A 23,977-nucleotide genomic window follows, 5' to 3' on the forward strand; every position below is an offset into this window, starting at 1 on the left:
AGGAAGAAACGACTCAGCCCGGCGGGGGTTCGACCGTATTGCGGCCCCGTGTCTTGGCGCGCTCCAGTGCCGCCTGCGCCCTGGACAGCGTCGCCTCGAAATCCCCTTGTGCCTGGGCCACGCCCACCGACAGGGTGATCTGCGTGCCCAGGCTGCCCCGCAGCGCGAACTGGCGTCCGCCCACATGCAGGCGCAGGCGTTCGCACATGGCGAGCGTCTCCGCCAGCGAAGCCGGAACGAGCACGGCGAAGCGATCGCCGCCCACTCGCGCCAGCATGTCGAACGACGGCAGCAGATTCCTTGTCAGATCGGCCAACTGGCGCAGAATAGCATCGCCCGCGGCGCGGCCCAACGCCTGATTCAGGCGGTCGAAACGGTCGATGTCGATCAGCGCCAGGCACAGCGCTTCGCCGCCCCGTTCGGCGCGCGCCATCTCGGCGGGATAGGCGGTGGCCATCCACCGGCGGTTGTAGAGTCCCGTGACGGCATCGTGACTGGCCATGAAGTCGATGCCGGCTGCGGTCTCGCGCGGGTCGTGGCGCAGGTTGGCGGCCCGCAGCCTGGCGCTCAGCATGTCCAGCGCATTCAGCGCGATGCGCGGCACGGTTTCCATCACCGCGCGCAGCCGCGTCGCCTCCAGCGCCACCAGCCGCGCGGGCCATTGCACCGCCACGTACACGGTACCGCCTTCGGGCCCGACCAGCGCATGCTCGCCCAGGCCGTCGCCGGGGACGAAACGCGCCACTCGCTTCTGCAGGTCGGCGTCGAGGAACGCGGCCAGCTGCCCCTCGACCAGCACGTAGACATGGTGATTGGGCTCGCCCGGCTGCAGCAGAATCGCGCCATGGGCCAGGTGGGTGGCGAAGGCGAACGCCAGGACCAGGTCGCGCTGGTCGGCCGTGCAACCGGCGAACAGCGGCGAGCGAGCCAGGGCGTCCAGGTCCTCGGCGGTCAGGTCGCCGGGCGTGCCGTCGGGGGGAAGATGGGAGGGAATATGGCCGTTCATGCCCCGTTTATCGGCATCGCGGCGGGCAAATTGAGTTCGCCCTACAGTTCCGCCGGCCAGCGTCCGATAAGACGTTCATGAGCCCGCGAACCTTGCTTCTTCGTCCTTCCGCACTCCCGCCGGCCCGCCGCACGCTGCGCGCGGGATGCCGGCTGCTGGCCGCGTGCGTCCTGCTGGCGGCGGCTGGCTGCGATTACCTGGGACTGCAGCCCATCTCGCAGATCGAGGCCAGGAAGGACTCCGAAGGGCGTGCCATCGGCGGCGCCTGCCGCCAGGCGGGCCGAGCGCTGGAAGATTGCTACACGTTCAATCCGCACATGTCCAAGGCCGCCATCTTCACCGGCTGGAAGGAAATGAACGACTACATGCTGCAGAACAGCCTGACGGAAGTCCGCCCCGAGGTCGCGCCGGTGCTGCCCGCCGGCCGCGCCCGCGCCAACGCCGCGCCCGCCGGCACGTCGATGGCCAGCCCGCCCGGCAGGCCGGCGGCCCGCGCGACCGTTTACACTACGCCTTAGGACCGTCCCGACGCGGACGAGCGCCTTCCGGGAAACGCCGCGTTTCCCGTCCACAGGACATCCCATGTATCGCCGCTTGCCGCTTCTCGTCCTTGCGCTGGTCTCTCTGTACGCCTGCTCCAAGTCCCCCCCGGACTCCCTCCCTTCCGCCGCGCTGGCGGCCTCGGCCGACGGCCCGCCCCGCTACGACGCCGAACTGGTCTACGTCGACTTCGCCGCCCGCGATCCGCGCGCGCTGGAAAAATACCGCCAGGGTCCTTTCATCGTGACGGGACGCTTGCAGAAGATCCACATCGTCGGTGCCGGTGAATTGCAACTCGATCTGAAGGCGGCCGATCCGGCCCATCCGGTGCGGGTCTGGCTGAAATCCGATCCCGCCTGCGCCGGCGGGCGCGACTGTCCGGAGCAAGTGGCGCTGGATACGCTGCCGCGCGGCTTCAAGGTCTACCTGGAATGCGAGCGCGCCACGCTGCAGAACGGCATGCCCACCGTGGCCGACTGCGTGCTGACCGGGGCGCCGGGCCGCGCCAGCTAGGCGGGCGCCGTAGGCACGGGGGTTGCTGCACGCACACTTTCCGCAAGGAGAGCCATCATGCCTGAACGCAAGACCATCGAGAAAGCCAAGCAGGACAAGCGCCAGGGCAAGTCCGCATCGACCCAGGCCGGCGAATTCGTCAAGGAACAGATCCACCACGTGCGCGAGGGCAGGCACGGCGTGCGCTCGACCAAGCAGGCCATCGCCATCGGCCTGTCGGAAGCCCGCCGCTCCGGCGTGGACCTGCCCGCTCCCAAGCCGGGCCGCGCCAGCGCGAAGACCCGGGCCAAGGCCGAACAGGACGTACGCAAGGGGGACGAGGCCCCGCACAAGAAATCGGCCACGCGCTCACGCGCGACCAAGACCGCGCTGAAACGGGAAGGCAAATCAGGAGCGTCGAAAAGCGCCCTGGCCGCCCATGCCAAGACGGCGGCCAAGCGCCGCAGCGCGGCGGACAGGTCGGCCGCGGCGAAGAAGGCGGCTCGTACCAAGGGCGCGGCCGGACGCTCGGCAGCCGCCAAGAAGGCCGCCCGGACCCGGGCGGCCAACCGGCACGCCTGAGCGGGTCAGTGCAGCCGCGCGACCTTGCGGGCGATGACCTCGGCGCATTCGTCGCTGTCCGACGATTGGAACAATCGATGGACGACGAATTCGGCGCCGGGGTCGACCCCCAGGGCTTCGGCGGCGGCGCGCCGCACTTCGGGGCTGGGGTTGCAGCAATAGACGCCGGCCTTTTCAGCCGCGGCCGCGGGTTCGGCACCCAGGTTGGTCAGCCACTCACGATCTTCGTTAAGCGCGCACCAACGCGACTCGCCGGCCGGATCAGTGGCCGCTACGACAAAACACACCAGCTTCTTACGATCAATCACCATTGTTGCCATGAATACGGCCCTCCAGCGTGCGCCCATCGTAGACCAACCGGGCCTCGATGTCAGCGCCACCATACTGGGATATCTACCTATCCCGTGGTTGGCGAAAACCCTTGTTGAAACACCCCAGGCAGGGAACCGTTAACATGCCGGTTGGACTCGAACCGAGCCTTGCAAATTCCCCAGAACAAGCCGTAGAAGGAGCCAACGTGACCGACCCTGAATTCATGAAGGGACAACTCACCGCCTTGCAAAACGTCGTGAGCATGCTGATTTCGGCCAACCCGAACGCCGAACAGCTGCGCCAGGTGATGCAAGCCATCGCGCAACAGGTGGAGCCCACGCTGAACGAAGCCCACCCCTCGTTCAAGAAAGGCTGGCAGAACGTCATCGCCACCCTGTGCCAGACCGAGGAAGCCGGGTCCGACACGACCGGGCAACACTGAGACGGCGACGGCCGCGCCCTTTCAGGCGCGCGCTGCAAGATCCGCATAGTGCGGCAGGCGCTCCAGCGCATGCCGCGCCGCCCGCTCCCGGATGGCGTTGCGCCCGCCCGAGAAGCGGCGCGTCTCGCTATAGACGGTGATTTTCCCGCCCTGCCCCCGGAACACCCACGCGTAGCACTGGGTACCCGCCGGAACGCTGTCGCCTCCCCCATCCGCCACGCCCGTGTTGGCGATCGCCACATTGGCCCGGCTGCGCGCCAGCGCGCCCCGGCCCATGGCCCGCGCCACGTGCTCGCTGGTCAGGTTGTAGACGCGCAGGATCCGTTCGGGAACGCCCAGGGCATGCCGCTTCGCATCGGGCGAATACACGACGAAGGCGCAATCGAGCAAGGCGCCGGCCCCCTCCACGTCGGCCAGCATCGCCGCGATCAGGCCCGCGGTGCAGGACTCGGCGGTAACCAGCAGCAGCTTGCGCGCACGCATCTCGCGCGCGAGTTCTTCCACGGTCCGCATGCGGATCTCCCGGATTCCGACGCCATGCTCCAGCACGCACCGTACCCGGCGCGTCCGGAAGGCCAGCTCCCGGCGGCCGCATGCATAAATCGCCAAGACTGCGTGTAAATCCTGCCCGCCGCTGTGGCGTCCGGCCTGGCCAGGGTCCGATACCGCCGGGCTGCGCAGCCCAAGCAGGCTGGCACGGGGATTGCGACCCGGCGGGCTCGTCAGCAGAACCCTTCCCTATCTTGGAGAACTTCATGCCTACGCTTACGAGCCAGAAGCGCCCCCGGGGCTTTGCCGCCATGGATCCGCAGAAACAGCGGGCCATTTCCGCCGAGGGGGGGCGCGCCGCCCACCAGTCGGGTAACGCGCACGAATTCAATTCGGAAGAAGCCCGGGCCGCGGGCGCCCTGAGCCACGCTCACCGCCAGCGCCGCGCGGCGGAGTCGCAGGCCCAGGCCCAGAGCCCTTCCCGCGAGGAAGCGGTGCAGACGAGCCCCGGAAGCTCGTGACCCCCCCGGCCCCGGCCATCCGGCCGGGGCCTTGCCGGGCATCGATCGGCCTAGCGAAACAACTCCCCCGACGCACGCGCGGGCTCCGAAATGCCCGCCAGCGCATCGTCCGTTCCCCCGGCCCGGGTGGCCAGGTCCCCCAGCGAGACGACACCGACCAATTCATTGTTCGTGCCCAGAATGGGCAGGCGGCGTATCTGCTCGTCCCGCATCTTGGCCTTGACCGTCTCGGCATCCTCGTCCGCATAGCACCAGCTCACGTGAGGCGTCATGGCCTCCCTGACCCGCGTCGAGGCCGGCGCGCCGGCGGCGGTGCAGCGCACCGCGATGTCCCGGTCCGTCACGACCCCCACCAGCCGGCGGCCATCGCAAACGGGAACCGAGCCGATATCCAGGTCGGCCATCAATTGCGCCGCGCGCTGGATGGGTTCGTCGGCGGACAGGAAGGCGACGTCGCGCGTCATGATTTCTGCGATCTGCATGGTTGATCTCCTGAAAAAAACGCCGCGGATGCGGCGCCCTCCAGGGCGAGCAACCCCCATTCCCATGACGGCCACGAGGCCCGCCGCGCGAGCCTCTTGCTTTCGTCATGATTTTCAGCGGATACTGTACATACATACAGTAACGTGCGCGAAAACCATGTATACCGTCACCCTGCAAGACTATCCCCAACTGCCCGAGGAACTCCGGCACCAGGCCGAGCGCCGCTACGCCCGCACGCTGGAAAAGGCGCTGGGCGGCACCGAAGGCCTTGCCGCCGCCTACAAGGCCTGGAATTGGGCCGAGGAATCGCTGGACGAAATCTCGGAAGAAGATAAATCGCTGGCGCTGCGCTGGCAGCGCGCGGCCGTCAAGGCAGCCCAGGAAGGCTTCGCGGCACTGGGCGAAACCGACACGGCCTACTTCGAGGTCAGGCTGGAACGCTAGCGCCCTGGCCCGATTCGCGTAATCGCCAGAAATTCGCTAGAATAGCGGTCTCGCTTCTTCGGGCTTCCGATCAGGCGTTGCAAGTGGTGGCTGTAGCTCAGTTGGTAGAGTCCCGGATTGTGATTCCGGTTGTCGTGGGTTCGAGTCCCATCAGCCACCCCACCCCGCATTCAGTACCCGCGCCGACCCAGGCGTGGCGCCGATCCCCCAGGCCAGACGGCCGCGGGGATTTTTTATTGCCTGTTCGCAGGCCGCAGACCTACAAGAGCCCCAAAAACAAAACGCCCCTGCATCGCAGGGGCGTTTTGTCAGGCCGGGACGAACGGCTTACAGGATACGGATCTTGGAAGCCTGCGGGCCCTTCGGACCCTGCACGGCCTCAAAGCTCACCTTCTGGTTCTCGTACAGCGTCTTGCGGCCTTCGGCCTGGATTTCCGAGAAGTGGGCGAACAAATCCTTCCCCCCATCATCCGGCATGATGAACCCGTACCCCTTGTCGTCGTTGAACCATTTAACGATGCCTGTCGCCATGATGCATTTCCTTCTTTGAATATGTGCGTACCGCGATAATCACTTAACCGGGATCAAGAACGGGGCGTGCCCAAATGGAAAGCCGACTTGCCGACCCAACCGAGAGAACCCTAGCCTGACACCTCGAAAATGACTATGCGGCGCATCGTGCGCTTAGTCAACTCGTTTTCGTTTCCTTCGGATACAAGCATATTGCCGGGCGTGGGGTGTTTTATATGAATTTTTCTTTACCCATATATCCCTGCGTAAATGCAGGGATATGACCCTTGCACGCCGCATTCCCAGAAATAGCGCGGCACATCGGCAACAAAGTGGACAAAATCAACTAATTTTTCCAGGGTTAACGCGTAGATTTCACGAAATCAATCCCCTAAACCTATCGTTTTCCCGCATGAGGTAAATACCTACAAGAAAAATGTCCCCGTGCATTTGTGGCCGAGAAGAATTTACAAGCTCCTCATCCAATAATTACATGGCAACAGCCTCTCCGATAATCCACGGCATGGTCCGCCGGGCACGGAACGGGAATTGCGGGTAAATCAAAGCGGCGTTACGCACCCACCACCCGGCGGGCATTCGCGCCCTTGCCCGCATCCATATAATCAAGGAGTAGGCTCATGAATCAGCAGAAGCAACCGTCTTCCGGCCAGCAGACGCAAGCCGGCCAGCGCCCCCAGAACCCTCAGCAAAGCCAGCAGCAGCAAACGGGCAACCAGCAAGGGCAGAAAGGGACGTCCTCGCCGCATCCCGACATGCAGCAAGGCCAGCAGCGGGGGCAAGGCCAACAACAGCAGGAACAGCAGCAACGGCAGCAGACCGGCCAGCAGCAAAAGCCCGGTCAGCAGCAACAGAAGTCCGGCCAGTAAGAAAGAAACGCTTGGACGAAGCGTATCGGCCGGCCAGGGCCCATGCCCTGGCCGGCATCCTGGAAAGCGCGGATCGGGCAGTGCCGGACGGATCCGGCCACGGCGCTACTTTCCTTTTTCGAGTTTGTCGATGTAGCGCCTGGCGGCTTTCTCGGCGTAGCGGTGGGCTTCGAATTCAGTGCCGAACACCTGGTCCTCGCCCAGGTGCTGGTCGGGGGGAATGGGGTGATATTGCGACCCCGGATCCAGCGATACCGTGGCGGTTCCCTCGAACAGCGACGTCATGCCGTCCCGGGGGTGATTGACCGCGCGCGCGACGGTTCGTATGTAATAACCCTTGTAGTGCTCTCCTGCGCCTTCTGACATAGAAGTCTCCTGCAGACGGTACACCCATGAGGCAATGCCACGGCGGCGAAAGTTCAACCACCGCTGTCGCCTAGCGTACCGATCTGGCCTGCGGATTTCCCTTGGGAATATCACTTGCTGGACCGCCCGCCCCGACAAGAACAAGGCCGGCAATCCGCATGAATGGCACGCGCTCCGATGAAGCCTGGTGGAAAAACGCGGTGGTGTACCAGATCTATCCCCGCTCGTTCGCCGATGCCGATGGCGACGGCGTGGGGGATATTCCCGGCATGCTCGCCCACCTGGACCACGTCCGCGATCTGGGCGCCGATACCATCTGGGTGTCGCCCATATTCCGCTCGCCCATGGCGGACGCCGGCTACGACATCAGCGATCATTGCGACGTCGATCCCCTGTTCGGCACGCTGGACGACGCGCAACGGCTGATCGATGAGGCGCACGCGCGAGGCCTGCGCCTGCTGCTCGATTTCGTGCCCAACCATACGTCCGACCAACACCCCTGGTTCCTGGAAGCGCGCTCGTCCCGCGCCAGCCCACGGCGCGACTGGTACATCTGGCGCGACGAGCCCAATGACTGGCGAGCGGCGCTGGGCGCCGGCAGCGCCTGGACCTGGGAAGAGCGCACGGGCCAGTACTACCTGCACTTCTTCCTGCCCCAGCAGCCCGACCTGAACTGGCGCAATCCCGAAGTGGTCGAGGCCATGCACGGCGTGCTGCGCTTCTGGCTGGATCGCGGGGTCGACGGCTTCCGCATCGACGTGGCCCACTGCATCGGCAAGGATCCGACCTTCTCCGACCATCCGCGCTGCCTGGCCGGAGAACCGCTGGTGGATTTCAACGACCAGCCCTACAGCCACGAGGTGCTGCGCGGCCTACGGCGGCTGGTGGACAGCTACCCCGGCCAGCGCGTCCTGGTAGGCGAGGTCAACATCCGTTCGACCGCCAGCATCGTCCAGTACTACGGCGCAGGCGACGAACTGCACATGTCGTTCAACTTCCCGCCGCTGGACGCGCCCTGGGATCCGGTCGTCTTCCGCACCTGCATACGCGAGGTGGATGCCCTGCTGCGCCCGGCCGACGCCTGGCCGACCTGGGTGCTGTCCAACCATGACAATGTCCGGCATCGCACCCGCTACGACGGCTCGCTGCGCCGGGCGCGCGCGGCCGCGATCCTGCTGCTGTCGCTGCGCGGCACGCCGTTCCTGTTCCAGGGCGAGGAACTGGGCCTGGAAGACGCCCACGTCGATCCGCGCAGGCAGGTCGACCCGGGCGGACGGGACGGCTGCCGCGCGCCCCTTCCCTGGAAAGAGGCGCCGCCCCATGGCTGGGCCGGGGCCACGCCGTGGCTGCCCTTCCCGCCCGATCCGGCAGGGCGGGCGGCCGAACGGCAATGGGCCGACGACGGTTCCATCCTTCATCTCTATCGGCAGGCGCTGGCGCTGCGCAAGGCAAGCCCCGCGCTCAGGCTGGGGGACTGGGAAGAACTCGAATCCCCGCCCGAGGTCCTGGCCTTTCGCCGCCGCCGGGGCGACGACGTCCGCCTGGTATGCGTGAACTTCGCCACGCAGCCGCGGCGTTTCGCGCCACCTGGAACCTGGCGCATCGCGCTGTGCAGCGATGGCCAGGCGCCAGGCACCGCCTTCGGCGGAGAATTGGCGGGCGACCATGCCGTGATGCTCGAACCGGGGAACTGAGACATGCTGCCGCTCTGGTATCGAAACGCCATCATCTATCAGGTCGACCCCAGCCTGTTCCGCGACGCCAACGGCGATGGCCTGGGCGACCTGGCAGGCGTCTCGGAGCGGCTGGAGTATCTGCGTGGCCTGGGTGTCACCTGCCTGTGGCTGACGCCTTTCTATGGCTCGCCGTTCCGCGATGGCGGCTACGACGTCACCGACCATCTGGCGGTCGATCCGCGCTTCGGCGCCCTGCCCGATTTCGTCGCGCTGATGGCCAAGGCCGAGGAACTCGGGCTGCGCGTGATCATCGACCTGGTGGTGCACCACACGTCCGACCGCCACCCGTGGTTCCAGGCCGCCCGCCGCGACCGGACATCGCGCTACCGCGACTACTACATCTGGGCCGACACCCCCGAGCCCACCGACGAGAAACCGATCTTCCCCACCGTCGAAGACAGCGTCTGGACCTGGGACGAACAGGCCGGCCAGTACTACAAGCACATTTTCTATTCGCACGAACCCGACCTCGATCTGGGCAACCCGGAGGTCCGGCAAGAGGTCGAGCGCATCATGGACTTCTGGCTGCGGCTTGGCGTCTCGGGCTTTCGCGTGGATGCCGCCTCGCACATGATAGACAGCGCCCGCTCCTCCGATCCCGCCGACGACGGTTTCTGGCTGCTGGACGACATGCGCCGCTTCGTCTCCCGCAGGCGCGCCGACGCGGTGCTGCTGGGAGAAGTGGACGTGCCTCCGTGCCACTACGTCGACTACTTCGGCCGGGGCGACCGGCTGACGCTGGTGCTCAACTTCTGGCTGAACAACTACCTTTACCTGGCGCTGGCGCGCGGCAAGGCCGAACCGCTGCTGCGGGCGCTGGCTGGCCAGCCCGATCCGCCCGAAGGCGCGCAGTACGCGCTGTGGCTGCGCAATCACGATGAACTGGACCTGGAGCGCCTGAGCGAGGACGAGCGCCGGGAAGTCATGGACTGTTTCGCGCCCGACCCCGACATGCGCATCTACCACCGCGGCATCCGGCGGCGCCTGCCCCCCATGCTGGGCGGCGACCAGCGGCGGCTGGCGCTGGTGCACGCGCTGCTGTTCTCCCTGCCGGGCACGCCCATCCTGCGCTATGGCGAGGAGATCGGCATGGGCGACGACCTGTCGTTGCCCGAACGGCTGGCGGTACGCACGGCCATGCAATGGTCGGACGAACCCGGGGCGGGCTTTTCAGCCGCGCGTCCCGAGCGGTTGGCGGTACCGCTGATCGACTCCGGCCCCTATGACTACCGGCACGTCAACGTCTATGCGCAATCGCTGGACGAGGACTCGCTGCTGACCCATACCGGCAAGATGATCCGCGCCCGGCTGGGCATGCGGGAGATAGGCGCGGGCCACTGCCGGCCCGCGGCCATCGAGTGTCCGCAGGTGCTGGCGCTGCGGCACGAGCTGGACGGCGTGGCGGTGCTGACGCTGGTCAACCTCGGGCCAGAGGAGGTGCAGTTCACCCTGCACGACGCCGACTGCCAGCACATGACCGACGTGATGGCCGACGGCCCCTACGACGCGCCCTCGGGGCACCCGGTCCGGCTGCGGCTGCGCGGCTACGGCTACCGCTGGCTGCGTCCGCGCGTCGCGCTTTAGCACGCCGCTATTTCCGCTTGATGACGCTGACGTTGCCGTCGGCCTCCAGATACAGCGCCTTCACGTCTTCGATCGATTCGATGCCCTGCTGCCGGTACTTGGCCTCGAGCTCCTCGTCGGTGATCGATTGGCGCCGCATGTTGTCGCGCAGCTTCCTGCCGTTGCGTATCAGCATGATCTTCTCCGGATCGACGAAGCGGCGCATCCACGGGAAATGGAAGGCCAGGCGATCCAGGATCATGTTCCAGGCAACCAGCGTGCTCACCAGCAACGCCGCGTCGCCCACACTCTTGCCATCGCCTGCCATGCCGTTCTGGGCCGCGTCGGCCACGATCACGACCAGCAGTATGTCCGCGATCCCCATCGAGCCCACGTCGCGCCGGACGACGAAGCGGAACAACAGGAACAGCAGCCAATACATGGCCGTGCCGCGGACCAGGGTTTCCAGGGGAGATATTGAAAAGGCGAAGATTCCGGACCAGTCCAAGGCGCATCCTCCGTGGCCACGACGGAAGGACGTTTCGCAAGAAGCGGACCTGGCGGGGAAAGAGAAAGGCGTGCGGGCTGGCGCGGCGGACAGGAATCGAACCCGTAACCCCAGGCTTAGAAGGCCTGTGCTCTATCCAATTGAGCTACCGCCGCCCCGAAGCGCGGAAGTTTACCACCATGCCGGCCCGCGGCCGCCCACCGGTTCCGGGCAAACACCTAGGCCCCCAAGAGAAGGATTTGCGACACAATGCAGCAGGCGCATGCGGCATAGCCTGATACGGGAAACCATGAGCGACCTCATCCTCGAAACCCGGGACCTCAGCAAGGCCTTCAAGGGATTCGTCGCAGTCAAGGATGTGAACCTGCGCGTGGCGCGCGGCAGCATCCACGCCCTCATCGGGCCCAACGGCGCCGGCAAGACCACCTGCTTCAACCTGCTCACGAAATTCCTGACGCCCACTTCCGGGCGTATTTTCTTCAACGGCACCGACATCACCCGCGAGGCACCGGCCCAGGTCGCCCGGCGCGGAATCATCCGGTCGTTCCAGATATCCGCCATCTTCCCGCACCTGACTGCCCTGGAAAACGTCCGCATCGGGCTGCAACGGCGCGACGGCGGGACCTTCCGGTTCTGGCGCAGCGTCTCGCTGCTGGACCGCCTGAATCCCCGCGCCATGGAACTGCTGGACGAAGTGGGACTGGCCGAATTCGCCGCCACCCCGGCGGTGGAGCTGCCCTACGGACGCAAGCGCGCCCTGGAAATCGCCACCACGCTGGCCATGGAGCCCGAGCTGATGCTGCTGGACGAACCCACGCAGGGCATGGGCCACGAGGACGTGGACCGCGTCACGCAACTGATCAGAAAGGTCGGCGCGGGCCGCAGCATCCTGATGGTGGAGCACAACATGAAGGTCGTGTCCTCCATCGCCAGCACCATCACGGTCCTGGCGCGCGGCATGGTGCTGGCCGAAGGCCCCTACGAAGCCGTGTCCCGCAACCCGGAAGTCATGCAGGCCTACATGGGCACGGTGGAAGGCGAGCTCCAGGGAGCCCACGCATGAACGGACCGGCGCTGCAAATCCGGGACCTGCATGCCTGGTATGGAGAATCGCACATCCTGCACGGCGTGGACCTGGACGTGGCGCGCGGGGAAGTCGTCACGCTGCTGGGCCGCAACGGCGCGGGCCGTACCACCACGCTGCGCGCCATCCTGGGCCTGACCGGCGCGCGCCGCGGATCGGTACGCATAGGCGGCGTGGAATCCATAGGCATGCCCACCCACCGCATCGCCCACCTGGGCGTGGGTTATTGCCCCGAGGAACGCGGCATCTTCGCCTCGCTGTCCTGCGAGGAAAACCTGATGCTGCCCCCTCCCCTGCGCGGCACCGGCGAACGGGCCATGTCGGTCGAGGAAATCTACGAGATGTTCCCCAACCTGCGCGAACGCCGGCATTCCCCCGGCACGCGGCTGTCCGGCGGCGAGCAGCAGATGCTGGCGGTGGCCCGGATACTGCGCACCGGCGCCGACCTCCTGCTGCTGGACGAGATCTCCGAAGGGCTGGCGCCCGTCATCGTACAGGCCCTGGCGCGCATGATCCTCGCCCTGAAGGCCCGCAACTACACCATCGTCATGGTGGAACAGAACTTCCGCTTCGCCGCGCCGCTGGCCGACCGCTTCTATGTCATGGAGCACGGCCGCATGATCGAAGCCTTCGCATCGTCGGATCTGGCCGCCAAGCAGGGCACCCTGCACGAACTGCTTGGCGTATGAGGAGTACCTCTTAGGAGACGCGCATGAAGAAGCAAGCCCTTGCAGCGGCCATCACGGCCGGTTTGGTTCTGGGATCCACGGCGCCGACGTTGGCGCAAGCGCCGAAGATTTCCGGCGATGTCATCAAGATAGGTTTCATTACCGACGGGTCGAGCGTCTATGCCGACATCGACGGCCCGGCGGGGGCCGACGCCATCCGCATGGCCGTGGCCGACGCCGGCGGCCAGGTCAACGGCAAGAAGATCGAGGTCCTGTACGCCGACCACCAGAACAAACCCGACATCGCCTCGGCCCGCGCCCGCGAATGGATAGACCAGCAGGGGCTGGACCTCCTGATAGGGGGCACCAATTCCTCGACCGCGCTGGCCATGGCCAAGGTCGCCACCGAAAAGAAGATTCCCTACGTCGTCATCGGCGCCGGCTCGTCGCGCCTGACCAATGAAGATTGCTCGCCCTACATCGTCCACTACGCCTACGACACCGTCGCGCTGGCGCGCGGTACCGGGTCGGCGGTGGTGGCCCAGGGCGGCAAGAGCTGGTTCTTCCTGACCGCCGACTATGCCTTCGGCCACTCGCTGGAAGCCGACACCAGCACGGTGGTCAAGGCCGCCGGCGGCACGGTAGTGGGATCGATCCGCCATCCCCTCGCGGCTTCGGATTTCTCGTCCTTCCTGTTGCAGGCCCAGGCCTCGAAGGCGCAGATACTGGGCATGGCGAACGCGGGCGGCGATTTCATCAATGCCACCAAGGCGGCGGCGGAATTCGGCGTCACCAAGACCATGAAGATCGCCGGCCTGCTGGTGTTCATCAACGACATCCATACGCTGGGGCTGGCCGCCACGCAGGGGCTCTACCTGACCGACGGCTGGTACTGGGACCAGAGCAACGAATCGCGCGCCTGGGCTTCCAAGTTCGAACAAAAGCTCAAGCGCAAGCCGTCGTCGCTGCAGGCGGCCGACTACTCGGCCGCGTCTTTCTACCTCAAGGCGGTCAAGGCCACGGGCACCGACGATCCCGACACCATCATGAAATGGTTCAAGTCGAACAAGATCAACGACATGTTCGCGCATGACGGCTACGTGCGCGCGGACGGCCGCATGATCTACGACATGTACCTGTTCCAGGTGAAGACGCCCAAGGAATCCAAGGGCCCCTGGGACTACTACAAGGTGGCGCAGAAGCTGCCCGGCGACAAGGTCTATACCACCCCCGCCGAGTCCAAGTGCCCGCTGCTGAAGAAGTCATGACGATCTTCGGCGTCCCGCTGCAGGCGATGCTCGGGCAGTTGCTGCTCGGGCTCGTCAACGGCTCCTTCTACGCGGTGCTGTCGCTGGGGCTGGCCGTCATCTTCGGCCTGCTCAACGTCATCAATTTCGCGCACGGGGCCTTGTACATGGTTGGTGCCTTCCTGGCATGGCTGGGCCTGCAGTACCTGGGACTCGGCTACTGGTGGATGCTGGTGCTGGCGCCGCTGGCGGTCGCCCTGCTGGGCATCGTGATCGAACGCACGATGCTGCGCTGGCTGTACAAGCTCGACCACGTGTACAGCCTGCTGCTGACCTTCGGCCTGACGCTGCTGATCGAGGGGCTGTTCCGCAGTTTCTACGGCGTCTCGGGGCAGTCCTATCCCGTGCCGGACCTGCTGCAGGGCGCCACCAACCTGGGCTTCATGATCCTGCCCAACTACCGCGCCTGGATCGTGCTGGCGTCGCTGGCTGTGTGCCTGGCGACCTGGTACGTGATCGAACGCACGCGCCTGGGCGCCTATCTGCGCGCGGGCACCGAGAACCCGCGGCTGGTGGAGGCCTTCGGCGTCAACGTCCCGCGCATGGTAACGCTGACCTACGCCTTCGGCGTGGCGCTGGCCGCCTTCGCGGGCGTGCTGGCGGCACCCGTGCAGCAGGTGTCGCCGCTGATGGGCTCGAACCTCATCATCGTCGTCTTCGCGGTGGTGGTCATCGGCGGCATGGGGTCCATCATGGGCTCCATCCTGACCGGCCTGGGCCTGGGCGTGATCGAAGGCTTCACCAAGGTGTTCTATCCCGAGGCGTCGAACACCGTCGTCTTCGTGCTGATGGCCCTCGTGCTGCTCGCGCGGCCGGCCGGCCTGTTTGGAAAAGCCACATGAACCGACATCTCGCCGGCTGCCTGGCACTGGCGTTGGGGCTGGGCGTGCTGCCCTATCTCGGCGTCTATCCCATCTTCGCGATGAAGCTGATGTGCTACGCGCTGTTCGCCTGCGCGTTCAACCTGCTGCTGGGCTACACCGGGCTGCTGTCGTTCGGGCATGCCGCCTTCCTGGGCAGCGCGGCCTACGCCACCGGCTATGCGCTCAAGACCTGGGGGCTGCCCACCGAGCTGGGCATCCTGTTCGGCGTGGCGGTGGCGGCGGCGATCGGACTGGTCATGGGCGGGCTCGCCATCCGGCGCAGCGGCATCTATTTCGCGATGATCACGCTGGCCGTCGCGCAGATGCTCTACTTCTTCTACCTGCAGGCGCCTTTCACCGGCGGCGAGGACGGCCTGCAGGCCATCCCGCGCGGCACGCTGCTGGGCCACATCGACCTGGGTAACGACATGGCGCTGTACTACGTCGTGCTGGCGATCTTCCTGTTCGGCGTCTTCCTGGTCTACCGCACGGTTCAGTCGCCCTTCGGTCAGGTATTGAAAGCCATACGCGAGAACGAGGCGCGCGCCACCTCGCTGGGCTACGACGTCAACCGCTACAAGCTGCTGGCCTTCGTGCTGTCCGCCGCGCTGACCGGACTGGCGGGCGCGACGAAATCGGTGGTGTTCATCTCGGCCACGCTCAGCGACGTGGTCTGGCAGATGTCCGGGCTCGTCATTCTCATGACCCTGGTGGGCGGCATGGGCACCTTGACCGGCCCCATGGTGGGTGCGCTCATCATCGTCCTGGTCGAGAACAAGATAGGCGAATGGGGCAGCGCGCTGGCGAACACGACCGGCATCGCCTGGTTCGGCAGCCTGGGCGACGCGGTCACCATCGTCACGGGCCTGATCTTCGTCGTTTGCGTGCTGGCCTTCCGGCGCGGCATCGTGGGCGAGCTGGGCGCCTGGCTGGAGCGGCGCCGCACGCGGCCGGCGCGTTCCTAGGGCTGTCGGTCAGCCCAGGCCGTCCAGGAACGCAAGCAGCCGCCGCTCGGCCGCGCTCAAGCCGCGGGGCCCGGAGGCGGGCCACGTCGCCGGCAGTGCGCCGCGCAGATAAGCGTCGATGATGGCCGGATGGATGTAGCAGGCCCGGCACACCGCTGGCGTATTGGCCAGCCGCTGCGCCACCGCCTTCACCACCTCGGCCACGGCCTGACGCGCGGCCGCGCCTTCCTCGCTCGGCATGCCCCGCAGCCACTCCAGCGCCAGTACCGACCCCGCCCAGGTCCGGTAATGCTTGGCCGTGAAATCCCCGCGCCCCGCTTCGCGCAGGTAGGCGTTCACGGCGGACGAATCGATGCCGCGCGGCTGGCCTGCCTCGTCCTGGTAGTGGAACAGGGTCTGGCCGGGAATCTCCATGCAGCGGCGCACCACCCTCGCCACCCGTCGGTCGGCAATGGTGACGTCGTGCTCGATCCCGCTCTTGCCACGAAAGCGCAGCCGCAGGCGCGTGCCCGACAGCGACGCGTGGCGCGGCCGCAGCGTCGTCAAGCCGAACGAGCGGTTCTGCCGGGCGTAGGCACGGTTGCCCACCCGCACCAGCGTCGCTTCGAGCAGGCGCACCACCGCGGCCAGGACCTTTTCCTCGCCCAGTCCCGGGGCATCGAGCGCGCGCTGCACCCGGCGCCGGATACGCGGCAGCGCGCGGCCGAACTGCGCCAGTTGCCCATACTTGTCGGCGTCGCGCACCACCTGCCAGTGCGGGTGGTAGCGATACTGCTTGCGGCCGCGCGCGTCGCGGCCGGTGGCCTGGATGTGCCCCGCGGGATCCGGGCATATCCACACGTCGCCATAGGCCGGCGGAATGGCCAGCGCATCGATGCGGGCGATCTCCCTCGGGTCGCGGATGCGCTCGCCCTGCTGGTCCACGTATACGAACCGCCCCCGGAACCGCTTGCGGCCATACCCCGGGCGGGTATCGTCCACGTAGACCAGCTCGGGCGCGGCGCAGTCGGCGGCCAGCGCGGCCACGGCGGAGGCACAAGTATGGGTGAAGTCCATGGCCAGGGCCGAGCAGGCTTCGTGCCAGGCGCCCCGCGCGGGCGTTCCCGGGCAAGCGCTCGCCCGGAAATGAAAAATCTACTCGCCCCCGGCGCAGAAGCTGCCATCGCGGCGGACTGGCGGCCCGCGCCGCGATGGCCGACAATCGAAGCGTCCGGGCGCCTCCCGTTGCGCCCCGCTCCAGGAGGCACCATGTGGCAAGCATCGCAGCGCTATCCCGACCCCGCCGTCCGCGCGTTCGACCCCCGGTTCGAGCAATACCGGCTGCCGTCGGCCGCGGTCGAGCGCCTGGCCACCGGCTGCCGCTGGAACGAAGGGCCGGTCTGGTTCGGCGACGGCCGCTACCTGCTGTGGAGCGACATTCCGAATGACCGGGTCATGCGCTGGGACGAAATCAGCGGCGCGGTCAGCGTCTTCCGTTCGCCGTCCGGCCATGCCAACGGCATGACCCGCGACCGGCAGGGCCGCCTGGTCACCTGCGAGCATAGCGGCCGCCGGGTGAGCCGCACCGAACACGACGGCGCCGTCACCGTGCTGATGGACCGCCATGACGGCAAGCCGCTGAACTCGCCCAACGACGTCGTCGTCAAGTCCGACGGCACGGTCTGGTTCTCCGATCCGCCCTTCGGCATCGCCGGCTACTACCAGGGGCTTCCCGCCCGGCAGGAACTGCCTTCCAACCTCTATCGGTTCGACCCCGCGACCGGCATGGCCGAGGTCGTGGCCGGCGACATCGCCAGCCCCAACGGCCTGGCCTTCTCGCCCGACGAATCCGTGCTGTACGTGGTCGAGTCGCGCGCCAAACCGCGCCGCATCCTGGCCTTCGACGTCGCCGCGGACGGCAGGAAACTGGCCAACCGGCGCGCGGCGATCGATGCCGGACCCGGTACGCCCGACGGCCTGCGCGTGGACGTGGATGGCAACCTGTGGTGCGGTTGGGGCATGGGCAGCGACGAACTGGACGGCGTGCGTGTGTTCGCGCCGGACGGCGAGGCCATCGGCCACATCGCGCTGCCGGAGCGCTGCGCCAACCTGTGCTTCGGCGGCCGGCACCGCAACCGCCTGTTCATGGCCGCCAGCACGTCCATCTACGCGCTGTACGTCAACACGCAGGGCGCAGCCGGCGGCTAGCGCCGGCGGTTCACCAGCACCAGCCCCGACACCACCAGCGCCACGGCCAGCAGGAACATCGGCCCGACCGGTTCATGCAGGATCAGCGCCGCGGCGGCCACGCCGAACAGCGGCGACATCGACGTACCCGCCTGCAGGGTGCTGGCCGGATACAGGGTCAACAACCGCAGCCAGAGCAAGAAGGTCGTGGCCGCGATCCACACCGTCTGATAGGCCAATGCCAGCAGCGGCGCCAGATTCAGCCCGCGCACCGACTCGCCGGTGGCCATGCCCGCGCCCAGCCCGATCACGGCCGACATCGCCAGTTGATACAGCAGCACCTTCTCGGGCGACGCCGTGGCCAGGCGCGTCGCCTTGATGCCCAGTGTCGTCGCAGCCCAGAACACCGCCGCCCCGATGATCATCAGATCGCCCAGCCAGGCATGCGGCGACGTGGCCCCGCGCGGGACCCCCATCACCAGGGCCGTGCCGCAGAACGACAGGCCCAGCCCCACCCACTGCGGCCAGCGCAGGCGCTCCGACGGCAGTAGCCAGGTCGCTCCCAGCGCCACGAAGAAAGGCGCCGTATACAGAAACAGCGAGGTGCGGCTGGCGTCGGTCCATTGCAGGCCCAGGTACAGCAGCACGAACTCGCTGGAGAACAGCAGCCCCGAGAACAGGCCCAGCCACAGCGAACCGTCCCGCGCGAACAGCTTGCCCCGCCCCGTGGCCAGGCAATAGACCAGTACCAGCAGCCCGGCCCCGGCCGAGCGTATGCCCATCTGCAGGAAAGGCGGGAAATCGGGCAGCGCGATCTTGACCGCGACCTGCTGCCCGCCCCAGCTCGCGCAAAGCAGCACGAGCATCGCGATGGCCGCGACATCCAGGGAACGTTTGGACACGGCGATCTAGCGATGCTGTTCCTGCGCGGTGGTCGCCACCAGCCGCACGGCGGCCAGGTCGGCGCCCGTCAGCACGCCCCCGCGGCCCAGCAGACGGCCGTGCTCCCAGTTGGACAACCCCAGCTCCGGCTTGCCCAGCGCATACTGCCCGTCCACCCAGCGGGTGAAACCATCGCCCACGAACGGCGCATCGATGCGCAGCCGGAAACGCTGGTGCGCCTGCGGATCGCTGGCGATCAGGCTGGCCACGAAGCGGGGGCTATAGCGGTTGAACAGCGCCACCGCCTCGTCCACCGACTCCACCACCACCAGCGACAGCTCCGGCGTCTCTTCCCATTCCCACTCCTGCCCCAACCGGGCTTCGGGCAAGAGGCTGGCATAGGGCTCGTCCACATCGCCTTCCGCACGGCGGACCCGCGTGCGGCGCTCGAACAACTCCGCCGGCACGAAAGGCTGCGCCGAAGGCGTGACGTGCAGGCGCGGCGCCCCGGTCAGGGCCGCCCCCGCCTCGTCGATGGCGCGCAGGAAGCGCGGCATCAGGTCCGCCACTCGCTCGCGCACGATGCAGCATACATTCAGCGTGTTGCAGACCTTGCGGTCCAGCGAATGACGCACCGCCCGCTCGAAACGCTCGCCGTCCGCGCTGGGATCCGCCACCAGCCAGGCGCCGCCCGTGCCGTGCGCGCTGACCGGTACGCCGGCCTGCCGCGCCACGCTGCTCAGCTGCATCACCGCCGTGCCCGACCCCCGCGCCACCGCCAGCGCCAGCCGGTTGTCGCTGAACATCGCCCAGCCCGCCGCGCGGTCCTCGACCTCCACCAGGCTGACCGCCCCCTGCGGCAGCCCCGCCGCCTCCAGCGACGGCCGCAGCGCGCCACGCAACAGCGCGCTGGCCGTACCCAGCGCATCGCTGCCTATGCGCAGCACCGCCGTATTGCCGCTGGCCAGCACGCCACAGGCGTCCACCAGCACGTTCGGCCGGCCCTCGAACACGAAGGCCACCACGCCCAACGGCACCCGCAGCACATCCACCTGCCAGTCGCCATGGTCCACCCGGCCCAGCACCCGGTCATCCTGCGCCGCCAGGCCCGGCCAGACCCGCAGTCCCTCGATCATCGCGGCGCGCATCTTGTCCGACACCTTCAGCCGCGTGGTCGAACGGCCCCGCTGCTGGGCGCGCCGCACGTCCTCCTCGTTGGCCGCCACCACCTGCGCCCAGACCTCGTCGCGCTCCAGCGCGTCGGCAAAGGCCTCGTAGAACCGGTCCACCGCGCCCGGCTGCACCTGCGCCAGCGCCTCGAAGGCCTCGCGCGCCTCGCCCACCCGGGCACGGACCACCCCGTCTACCTGCCCCGGGATCCGCAGCAGCGCCCCGCTTTCCTGCACCACCAGCAGACGGTCGCCCGCCTGGAAGGCGCGCGCCAGCTCCGCGTCCACGCGCGTATACCGGTTACCGCCGTAAGGAATCATCATCCCCGGTTCCAGGCGATCCAGGGTCCCTTGTTCGTTCATGAAGCTCTCCTTGGCCATTCCGCCGCCGCTTCTCATCCGACGGATGGACGCGGCTTGGCCCGCATGGAAAGATATTACCCTGGCGCACTGGCCGTTCGAGGTGGTGGGCCTTGCCGGGGATCCCGCAGGTCAACCTGATGGCTTATCTGGGTGTTTGCCTTCAGGAAATGGCCGACCAGGCATAGGGCGCCGGGCATCAGGTACAATGCGGGTCCGTCGGGGCGTAGCGCAGCCTGGTAGCGCATCTGCTTTGGGAGCAGAGGGTCGCGAGTTCGAATCCCGCCGCCCCGACCATGCGAATCGAAGGGCTAGCTGATTTTTTCAGCTGGCCCTTTTCTTTTCCCGCCCCTGCCATCGGTTCCCGCGCTCAAACTCCCAGATACGCCCGCCGGACTTTCTCGTCCGTCAACAGCGACTTGGCGGAACCGCTATGCACAATCCGCCCCGTCTCCATGACATAGCCGCGGTCGGCCGTCGACAAGGCCAGGTGGATGTCCTGTTCGACCAGCAACGTCGTCACCCCCTCGCGCTGGATGTCGGTCAATACCCCCATCAACTGCTCGACCACCACCGGAGCCAGGCCCAGGCTCATTTCGTCGATCATCATCAGCACGGGCGCGGCCATCAGCGCGCGGGCCATGGCGCACATCTGCTGCTCGCCGCCGGACATGCTGCCGGCCAGCTGCCGGCGCCGGTCCGACAGCCGCGGAAACAATCCGTAGACCTTGTCCAGGTCGCGCGCGATGTCGGCCTTGGCCTTGCGCCGATAAGCGCCCATCAGCAGATTGTCCTGAACCGTCATGCGGTCGAATAGCTGCCGGCCTTCGGGCACCTGCACCATCCCGCAAGCGAAGGCCTGGTCAGGCTCGGCCCCGGCCAACGAGTGGCCGCTCATGGTGATGCTGCCGGTGCTGGGCAGGACACGCGAGAGCGCTCGGAGCAGCGTGGTCTTGCCCGCGCCGTTGCTGCCGACCAGCGCCACTATCTCGGCGCGCCGCACTTCCAGGCTGATGTCGTGCAGCACCGGCAGCTCGTCGTAGCCGGCGCTCAGGCCCTCGACGACCAGGAGGGGTTCCGCGGGCCCGCTCATGCGCGCTGCTTACCCAGATAGGCCTGCACCACGTCGGCGTTGGCCAGCACCTCGGCCGGCGCCCCGTCGGCGATCTTCTCACCGTGGTGCAGCACCAGCAGCCGGTCCGACAGGCTCTTGATGGCCTTGATGACGTGTTCGATGACGAGCACGCTGATACCGGTGGCGCGCACCTTGCGGATCACCTCGATGACCTCGTCGATCTCGACCAGGTTCAACCCGGCCATGACCTCGTCGCAAAGCAGCACCCGGGGCTGCATGGCCAACGCTTTCGCCAGTTCAAGCCGCTTGCGGCCGGGGCCGCCGAGTTCGTCGGCCCGCTGGCCCGCCGTACGGCCCAGGCCGACGAAATCCAGGCAGGCGCGGGCCTGTTCCCGTGCCTTGCCCAGGTCGGGCTGGCCGCCATCGCGGCCGAACAACGCCCCGACCGCGACGTTGTCCAGGACGGACAATCCCGGGAAGGGACGCATGATCTGGAACGTCCGGCCGATGCCCTGGCGTGCCCGGCGGTAGGCGGGCAAATGGCTTATCGGCTTGCCCTGGTACAGGATTTCGCCGTTCGTGGGCGCAAGCGTACCGCTGATCAGGCTGACCAAAGTGGTCTTGCCCGCGCCGTTGGGCCCGATCAGGCCCAGGATCTCGCCTTCGCCCAGCGTGAAGCTGACCTGGTTCACGGCCACCAGTCCGGCGAAGCGCCGCGTGACGTTGCGGATTTCCAGGATGGCGGTCATAGCCTGTGCATCCGGATGTTTTCGATGAAATAGCGCCATCCCGATTTCCGGTAGCGGCGCAGCACGTCGGCCAGCCCGCGGGGCATCAGCACCACCGCCGCGACGATGACCATGCCGAAGAACAGGCCCGCGACGCTGGTGATTTCGCTGGACAGCAGCTCGGATATGGCCGACAGGGAAAAGGCGCCGACGACCGGACCGAGCACCGTGCCCGCGCCGCCGAATACGGCCATGATGATCATCTTGACGTTCAGGCTGATGTCGAAAGCGCTTTCCGGATCCAGGAACGTGATCCAGTAGGCATGGATGCCGCCGGCCAGCGCGCTGAACACACCCGACAGCGCGAACGCCGCCACTTTATAAAGGGTGGTGTTCACGCCCATGACGGCCGCGCCCTCTTCGTTCTCCCGGATCGCGATCAGGCCGAAACCGAACTTGCTGCGCGTCAGCCACGCGACGGTCAGCGTCGCCAGCACCAGCAGCCCCAGCGACAACTCGTAGAACAGCGGATCGTTGTTGAGCGGGGGCAGGACCAGCCCGATGTTCTGGCCGGCCAGCTCGATGTTGGAGACGATGGCCGTCATGACCTGCGCCAGCGCGAGCGTGGCGATGGCAAAGTAGTGGCCGCGCAGCCGCAGCACCGGCATGCCCAGCAGCAGCGCGAAGGCCACCGCGAACACCACGCCCAGCGCCAGCCCCGCCGCGAAGGGCAGCTCCCACTGCACCATGGCGATGGCCACGCCATAGCTGCCCAGGCCATAGAAAACCGAATTACCGAAGGACGCATAGCCGGCATACCCGCCGATGATGTTCCAGCCCTGGGCCAGCACGGCCAGCAACAGGGTGTTGATGCCGAACTGCACCAGCACGTCCGAGCCGTACCAGGGCACGCCGGCCAGGGCCGCCAGCGCGACCAGTGCCAGGATCGCGCGCCGGGCGCTCATGCCGCTCTGCCAAGAAGGCCGCTGGGCCGCAGGAACAGCACCAGCACCAGGATGCCGAAGCTGGCGACATCGGCGAACGTCGGCCCCACGTACAGCGTCGTGAGCGATTCGATGATGCCCAGGAACAATCCGCCGACCAGGACACCCAGGGGATTGTCCAATCCGCCGATGATGGAAATGGCGAAGCACTTCGCGGTCAGCGTGGCCCCGATGTAGGGATTGATCTGCGAGACCGTTCCATACAGGCCGCCGGCCGCCCCCGCCAGCGCGAGGCCCAGGCCGAACGTGACGGCGTAGAGATGGCGCGGCTCCACGCCATAGAGCCGCGCCGCCACCAGGTTCTGCGCGGTGGCACGGATGGCCCGGCCCAGCCGGCTGTGCAGCAGGAACAGCCACATGCCCAGCGTCAAGGCCACCGCCACCCCGAAGGCAGCCAGCCGCGCCATGGGCAAGGTCACGGGTCCGAGCGCGTAGCTGTCGCCCGCGTACGGCGGATTGATCGTGCGGAAGTCGGCGGAGAAGGCCAGTTGCGCCAGGTAGGTCAGCACGACCTCCAGGCCGAAGGTGATGAGCAGCGTATTGAACATCGGCGCCCGCACCACCAGGTTCAACAGCCCGCGCTGAAGGGCATAGCCCAGTACAAACAGCGCGGCGGCGGTGATCGGCAGCCCCAGGAACGGATCCACGCCGAGATCCGTGTACAGGTACCAGGACGCGTAGGCGCCCAACATGATGAACGCGCCATGCGCAAGGTTGACGATGTTCAACACGCCCCAAACCAGCGCCAGCCCTTGCGCCATCACGGCATACAGCCCCCCGAGCAGGATGCCGTTGACAAGGATTTGCGCAAGCAGGTCCATCGCG

Annotated in this window: 29 protein-coding genes and 3 tRNA genes; 17 read left to right on the top strand and 15 right to left on the bottom strand. The window is 67.1% G+C overall.

Translation table 11 applies throughout. The features are described 5' to 3' along the window. Positions 1–13: 13 nt before the first annotated feature. Entirely contained in the window at positions 14–1,006 is a 993-nt protein-coding gene (locus EGT29_RS18625; RefSeq protein ID WP_124690378.1) for a GGDEF domain-containing protein, read from the bottom strand. A gap of 77 nt (positions 1,007–1,083) precedes the next feature. Here EGT29_RS18625 and EGT29_RS28590 point away from each other — a divergent pair, with 77 nt between their 5' ends. The 3 genes from EGT29_RS28590 (at position 1,084) to EGT29_RS18640 (ending at position 2,620) form a co-directional block, all read left to right on the top strand. Further along, the gene (locus tag EGT29_RS28590) at positions 1,084–1,524 is read left to right on the top strand and encodes a hypothetical protein (RefSeq protein ID WP_192901762.1); all 441 of its coding nucleotides are present in this window, start codon (positions 1,084–1,086) and stop codon (positions 1,522–1,524) included. A 64-nt stretch (positions 1,525–1,588) separates the two neighbouring features. Then, on the top strand, positions 1,589–2,059 hold the full coding sequence (locus EGT29_RS18635) for a hypothetical protein (RefSeq protein WP_124690379.1): 471 nt from the start codon (positions 1,589–1,591) through the stop codon (positions 2,057–2,059). A 57-nt stretch (positions 2,060–2,116) separates the two neighbouring features. Then, complete coding sequence (locus EGT29_RS18640) at positions 2,117–2,620, top strand: DUF6496 domain-containing protein (RefSeq protein WP_124690380.1); 504 nt, start codon at positions 2,117–2,119, stop codon at positions 2,618–2,620. A gap of 5 nt (positions 2,621–2,625) precedes the next feature. On the opposite strand, the gene EGT29_RS18645 is transcribed toward EGT29_RS18640, so the two are convergent. Continuing rightward, entirely contained in the window at positions 2,626–2,940 is a 315-nt protein-coding gene (locus tag EGT29_RS18645) for a hypothetical protein (protein ID WP_124690381.1), read from the bottom strand. 197 nt (positions 2,941–3,137) lie between these two features. Between EGT29_RS18645 and EGT29_RS18650 the strand changes: the two genes are divergently transcribed. Next, entirely contained in the window at positions 3,138–3,374 is a 237-nt protein-coding gene (locus EGT29_RS18650; RefSeq protein WP_124690382.1) for a hypothetical protein, read from the top strand. Between the two features lie 21 nt (positions 3,375–3,395). Here EGT29_RS18650 and EGT29_RS18655 read toward each other — a convergent pair whose 3' ends face one another. Beyond that, entirely contained in the window at positions 3,396–3,887 is a 492-nt protein-coding gene (locus tag EGT29_RS18655) for a CinA family protein (protein WP_124690383.1), read from the bottom strand. Positions 3,888–4,129: 242 nt separating this feature from the next. On the opposite strand from EGT29_RS18655, the gene EGT29_RS28945 reads away from it, so the two are divergent. After that, positions 4,130–4,384, top strand: a complete 255-nt coding sequence (locus EGT29_RS28945) for a KGG domain-containing protein (protein ID WP_124690384.1) — start codon at positions 4,130–4,132, stop codon at positions 4,382–4,384. Positions 4,385–4,434: 50 nt separating this feature from the next. On the opposite strand, the gene EGT29_RS18665 is transcribed toward EGT29_RS28945, so the two are convergent. Further along, on the bottom strand, positions 4,435–4,866 hold the full coding sequence (locus tag EGT29_RS18665; protein ID WP_124690385.1) for a CBS domain-containing protein: 432 nt from the start codon (positions 4,864–4,866) through the stop codon (positions 4,435–4,437). A 157-nt stretch (positions 4,867–5,023) separates the two neighbouring features. Between EGT29_RS18665 and EGT29_RS18670 the strand changes: the two genes are divergently transcribed. Together EGT29_RS18670 and EGT29_RS18675 are read left to right on the top strand one after the other, a co-directional pair. After that, entirely contained in the window at positions 5,024–5,311 is a 288-nt protein-coding gene (locus tag EGT29_RS18670; RefSeq protein ID WP_124690386.1) for a hypothetical protein, read from the top strand. 86 nt (positions 5,312–5,397) lie between these two features. Next, a tRNA-His gene (locus tag EGT29_RS18675) sits at positions 5,398–5,473 on the top strand. Between the two features lie 165 nt (positions 5,474–5,638). Here the strand turns inward: EGT29_RS18675 and EGT29_RS18680 are convergent. Continuing rightward, positions 5,639–5,842: a cold-shock protein gene (locus EGT29_RS18680; protein ID WP_124690387.1), complete on the bottom strand. Its 204-nt coding sequence runs from the start codon at positions 5,840–5,842 to the stop codon at positions 5,639–5,641. Positions 5,843–6,459: 617 nt separating this feature from the next. Here EGT29_RS18680 and EGT29_RS18685 point away from each other — a divergent pair. Continuing rightward, on the top strand, positions 6,460–6,708 hold the full coding sequence (locus tag EGT29_RS18685) for a hypothetical protein (RefSeq protein ID WP_124690388.1): 249 nt from the start codon (positions 6,460–6,462) through the stop codon (positions 6,706–6,708). A gap of 105 nt (positions 6,709–6,813) precedes the next feature. On the opposite strand, the gene EGT29_RS18690 is transcribed toward EGT29_RS18685, so the two are convergent. Beyond that, positions 6,814–7,074 (bottom strand): hypothetical protein, encoded by a 261-nt coding sequence (locus EGT29_RS18690; RefSeq protein ID WP_124690389.1) that lies wholly within the window; start codon positions 7,072–7,074, stop codon positions 6,814–6,816. Between the two features lie 158 nt (positions 7,075–7,232). On the opposite strand from EGT29_RS18690, the gene EGT29_RS18695 reads away from it, so the two are divergent. After that, positions 7,233–8,768 carry an alpha-amylase family glycosyl hydrolase gene (locus EGT29_RS18695; RefSeq protein WP_124690390.1) on the top strand — a complete coding sequence of 512 codons (1,536 nt, stop codon included), beginning with the start codon at positions 7,233–7,235 and terminating at the stop codon, positions 8,766–8,768. A gap of 3 nt (positions 8,769–8,771) precedes the next feature. After that, positions 8,772–10,394 (top strand): alpha-amylase family protein, encoded by a 1,623-nt coding sequence (locus EGT29_RS18700; protein ID WP_124690391.1) that lies wholly within the window; start codon positions 8,772–8,774, stop codon positions 10,392–10,394. Between the two features lie 7 nt (positions 10,395–10,401). On the opposite strand, the gene EGT29_RS18705 is transcribed toward EGT29_RS18700, so the two are convergent. Beyond that, a complete protein-coding gene (locus EGT29_RS18705; RefSeq protein ID WP_238160093.1) occupies positions 10,402–10,881 on the bottom strand; it encodes a DUF421 domain-containing protein in 480 nt (159 codons plus the stop codon). A gap of 78 nt (positions 10,882–10,959) precedes the next feature. Beyond that, positions 10,960–11,036: transfer RNA gene (locus tag EGT29_RS18710), tRNA-Arg, on the bottom strand. Between the two features lie 134 nt (positions 11,037–11,170). On the opposite strand from EGT29_RS18710, the gene EGT29_RS18715 reads away from it, so the two are divergent. Genes EGT29_RS18715 through EGT29_RS18735 form a run of 5 tightly spaced genes read left to right on the top strand, consistent with a single transcriptional unit; the run spans position 11,171 to position 15,768 of the window. Next, a complete protein-coding gene (locus EGT29_RS18715) occupies positions 11,171–11,944 on the top strand; it encodes an ABC transporter ATP-binding protein (RefSeq protein WP_161567870.1) in 774 nt (257 codons plus the stop codon). Further along, positions 11,941–12,654, top strand: coding sequence for an ABC transporter ATP-binding protein (locus EGT29_RS18720; RefSeq protein WP_124690393.1), 714 nt, complete (start codon positions 11,941–11,943; stop codon positions 12,652–12,654). The genes EGT29_RS18715 and EGT29_RS18720 overlap by 4 nt, the downstream gene beginning before the upstream one ends. Positions 12,655–12,677: 23 nt before the next feature. After that, positions 12,678–13,901 carry an ABC transporter substrate-binding protein gene (locus EGT29_RS18725; RefSeq protein WP_124690394.1) on the top strand — a complete coding sequence of 408 codons (1,224 nt, stop codon included), beginning with the start codon at positions 12,678–12,680 and terminating at the stop codon, positions 13,899–13,901. Beyond that, positions 13,898–14,782: a branched-chain amino acid ABC transporter permease gene (locus EGT29_RS18730; protein ID WP_124690395.1), complete on the top strand. Its 885-nt coding sequence runs from the start codon at positions 13,898–13,900 to the stop codon at positions 14,780–14,782. The genes EGT29_RS18725 and EGT29_RS18730 overlap by 4 nt, the downstream gene beginning before the upstream one ends. Next, positions 14,779–15,768, top strand: a complete 990-nt coding sequence (locus EGT29_RS18735) for a branched-chain amino acid ABC transporter permease (protein WP_124690396.1) — start codon at positions 14,779–14,781, stop codon at positions 15,766–15,768. The genes EGT29_RS18730 and EGT29_RS18735 overlap by 4 nt, the downstream gene beginning before the upstream one ends. 9 nt (positions 15,769–15,777) lie before the next feature. Here the strand turns inward: EGT29_RS18735 and EGT29_RS18740 are convergent, their stop codons facing one another. Beyond that, a complete protein-coding gene (locus tag EGT29_RS18740) occupies positions 15,778–16,824 on the bottom strand; it encodes a DNA topoisomerase IB (protein ID WP_124690397.1) in 1,047 nt (348 codons plus the stop codon). Positions 16,825–17,016: 192 nt separating this feature from the next. Between EGT29_RS18740 and EGT29_RS18745 the strand changes: the two genes are divergently transcribed. Next, entirely contained in the window at positions 17,017–17,955 is a 939-nt protein-coding gene (locus EGT29_RS18745) for an SMP-30/gluconolactonase/LRE family protein (protein WP_124690398.1), read from the top strand. On the opposite strand, the gene EGT29_RS18750 is transcribed toward EGT29_RS18745, so the two are convergent. Together EGT29_RS18750 and EGT29_RS18755 are read right to left on the bottom strand one after the other, a co-directional pair. Next, positions 17,952–18,836 (bottom strand): DMT family transporter, encoded by an 885-nt coding sequence (locus EGT29_RS18750; RefSeq protein ID WP_202865549.1) that lies wholly within the window; start codon positions 18,834–18,836, stop codon positions 17,952–17,954. The genes EGT29_RS18745 and EGT29_RS18750 overlap by 4 nt on opposite strands. Positions 18,837–18,842: 6 nt before the next feature. Further along, the gene (locus tag EGT29_RS18755; RefSeq protein WP_124690399.1) at positions 18,843–20,348 is read right to left on the bottom strand and encodes an aldehyde dehydrogenase family protein; all 1,506 of its coding nucleotides are present in this window, start codon (positions 20,346–20,348) and stop codon (positions 18,843–18,845) included. 217 nt (positions 20,349–20,565) lie between these two features. Here EGT29_RS18755 and EGT29_RS18760 point away from each other — a divergent pair. Then, a tRNA-Pro gene (locus EGT29_RS18760) sits at positions 20,566–20,642 on the top strand. A 73-nt stretch (positions 20,643–20,715) separates the two neighbouring features. Here the strand turns inward: EGT29_RS18760 and EGT29_RS18765 are convergent. From EGT29_RS18765 to EGT29_RS18780, 4 genes are read right to left on the bottom strand one after another with little or no spacing between them, the layout of a single operon-like run. Beyond that, the gene (locus EGT29_RS18765) at positions 20,716–21,438 is read right to left on the bottom strand and encodes an ABC transporter ATP-binding protein (protein WP_124690400.1); all 723 of its coding nucleotides are present in this window, start codon (positions 21,436–21,438) and stop codon (positions 20,716–20,718) included. Further along, positions 21,435–22,169, bottom strand: a complete 735-nt coding sequence (locus tag EGT29_RS18770) for an ABC transporter ATP-binding protein (protein WP_124690401.1) — start codon at positions 22,167–22,169, stop codon at positions 21,435–21,437. Before EGT29_RS18770 ends, EGT29_RS18765 begins: the two co-directional genes overlap by 4 nt. Beyond that, positions 22,166–23,113, bottom strand: coding sequence for a branched-chain amino acid ABC transporter permease (locus tag EGT29_RS18775; protein ID WP_124690402.1), 948 nt, complete (start codon positions 23,111–23,113; stop codon positions 22,166–22,168). The genes EGT29_RS18770 and EGT29_RS18775 overlap by 4 nt, the downstream gene beginning before the upstream one ends. After that, on the bottom strand, positions 23,110–23,973 hold the full coding sequence (locus EGT29_RS18780; RefSeq protein ID WP_124690403.1) for a branched-chain amino acid ABC transporter permease: 864 nt from the start codon (positions 23,971–23,973) through the stop codon (positions 23,110–23,112). Before EGT29_RS18780 ends, EGT29_RS18775 begins: the two co-directional genes overlap by 4 nt. Positions 23,974–23,977 lie beyond the last annotated feature (4 nt).

Origin of the sequence: Pigmentiphaga sp. H8 (genome assembly GCF_003854895.1) — a bacterium.
In the GTDB taxonomy this organism is placed as follows: domain Bacteria; phylum Pseudomonadota; class Gammaproteobacteria; order Burkholderiales; family Burkholderiaceae_B; genus Pigmentiphaga.

Bases quoted from the DNA above. Each gene is read 5' to 3' on its own strand.
- EGT29_RS18625 (WP_124690378.1), bottom strand. From the start codon at position 1,006: ATGAACGGCCATATTCCCTCCCATCTTCCCCCCGACGGCACGCCCGGC.
- EGT29_RS28590 (WP_192901762.1), top strand. From the start codon at position 1,084: ATGAGCCCGCGAACCTTGCTTCTTCGTCCTTCCGCACTCCCGCCGGCC.
- EGT29_RS18635 (WP_124690379.1), top strand. From the start codon at position 1,589: ATGTATCGCCGCTTGCCGCTTCTCGTCCTTGCGCTGGTCTCTCTGTAC.
- EGT29_RS18640 (WP_124690380.1), top strand. From the start codon at position 2,117: ATGCCTGAACGCAAGACCATCGAGAAAGCCAAGCAGGACAAGCGCCAG.
- EGT29_RS18645 (WP_124690381.1), bottom strand. From the start codon at position 2,940: ATGGCAACAATGGTGATTGATCGTAAGAAGCTGGTGTGTTTTGTCGTA.
- EGT29_RS18655 (WP_124690383.1), bottom strand. From the start codon at position 3,887: ATGCGGACCGTGGAAGAACTCGCGCGCGAGATGCGTGCGCGCAAGCTG.
- EGT29_RS28945 (WP_124690384.1), top strand. From the start codon at position 4,130: ATGCCTACGCTTACGAGCCAGAAGCGCCCCCGGGGCTTTGCCGCCATG.
- EGT29_RS18665 (WP_124690385.1), bottom strand. From the start codon at position 4,866: ATGCAGATCGCAGAAATCATGACGCGCGACGTCGCCTTCCTGTCCGCC.
- EGT29_RS18670 (WP_124690386.1), top strand. From the start codon at position 5,024: ATGTATACCGTCACCCTGCAAGACTATCCCCAACTGCCCGAGGAACTC.
- EGT29_RS18680 (WP_124690387.1), bottom strand. From the start codon at position 5,842: ATGGCGACAGGCATCGTTAAATGGTTCAACGACGACAAGGGGTACGGG.
- EGT29_RS18685 (WP_124690388.1), top strand. From the start codon at position 6,460: ATGAATCAGCAGAAGCAACCGTCTTCCGGCCAGCAGACGCAAGCCGGC.
- EGT29_RS18690 (WP_124690389.1), bottom strand. From the start codon at position 7,074: ATGTCAGAAGGCGCAGGAGAGCACTACAAGGGTTATTACATACGAACC.
- EGT29_RS18695 (WP_124690390.1), top strand. From the start codon at position 7,233: ATGAATGGCACGCGCTCCGATGAAGCCTGGTGGAAAAACGCGGTGGTG.
- EGT29_RS18700 (WP_124690391.1), top strand. From the start codon at position 8,772: ATGCTGCCGCTCTGGTATCGAAACGCCATCATCTATCAGGTCGACCCC.
- EGT29_RS18715 (WP_161567870.1), top strand. From the start codon at position 11,171: ATGAGCGACCTCATCCTCGAAACCCGGGACCTCAGCAAGGCCTTCAAG.
- EGT29_RS18720 (WP_124690393.1), top strand. From the start codon at position 11,941: ATGAACGGACCGGCGCTGCAAATCCGGGACCTGCATGCCTGGTATGGA.
- EGT29_RS18725 (WP_124690394.1), top strand. From the start codon at position 12,678: ATGAAGAAGCAAGCCCTTGCAGCGGCCATCACGGCCGGTTTGGTTCTG.
- EGT29_RS18730 (WP_124690395.1), top strand. From the start codon at position 13,898: ATGACGATCTTCGGCGTCCCGCTGCAGGCGATGCTCGGGCAGTTGCTG.
- EGT29_RS18735 (WP_124690396.1), top strand. From the start codon at position 14,779: ATGAACCGACATCTCGCCGGCTGCCTGGCACTGGCGTTGGGGCTGGGC.
- EGT29_RS18740 (WP_124690397.1), bottom strand. From the start codon at position 16,824: ATGGACTTCACCCATACTTGTGCCTCCGCCGTGGCCGCGCTGGCCGCC.
- EGT29_RS18745 (WP_124690398.1), top strand. From the start codon at position 17,017: ATGTGGCAAGCATCGCAGCGCTATCCCGACCCCGCCGTCCGCGCGTTC.
- EGT29_RS18755 (WP_124690399.1), bottom strand. From the start codon at position 20,348: ATGAACGAACAAGGGACCCTGGATCGCCTGGAACCGGGGATGATGATT.
- EGT29_RS18765 (WP_124690400.1), bottom strand. From the start codon at position 21,438: ATGAGCGGGCCCGCGGAACCCCTCCTGGTCGTCGAGGGCCTGAGCGCC.
- EGT29_RS18770 (WP_124690401.1), bottom strand. From the start codon at position 22,169: ATGACCGCCATCCTGGAAATCCGCAACGTCACGCGGCGCTTCGCCGGA.
- EGT29_RS18775 (WP_124690402.1), bottom strand. From the start codon at position 23,113: ATGAGCGCCCGGCGCGCGATCCTGGCACTGGTCGCGCTGGCGGCCCTG.
- EGT29_RS18780 (WP_124690403.1), bottom strand. From the start codon at position 23,973: ATGGACCTGCTTGCGCAAATCCTTGTCAACGGCATCCTGCTCGGGGGG.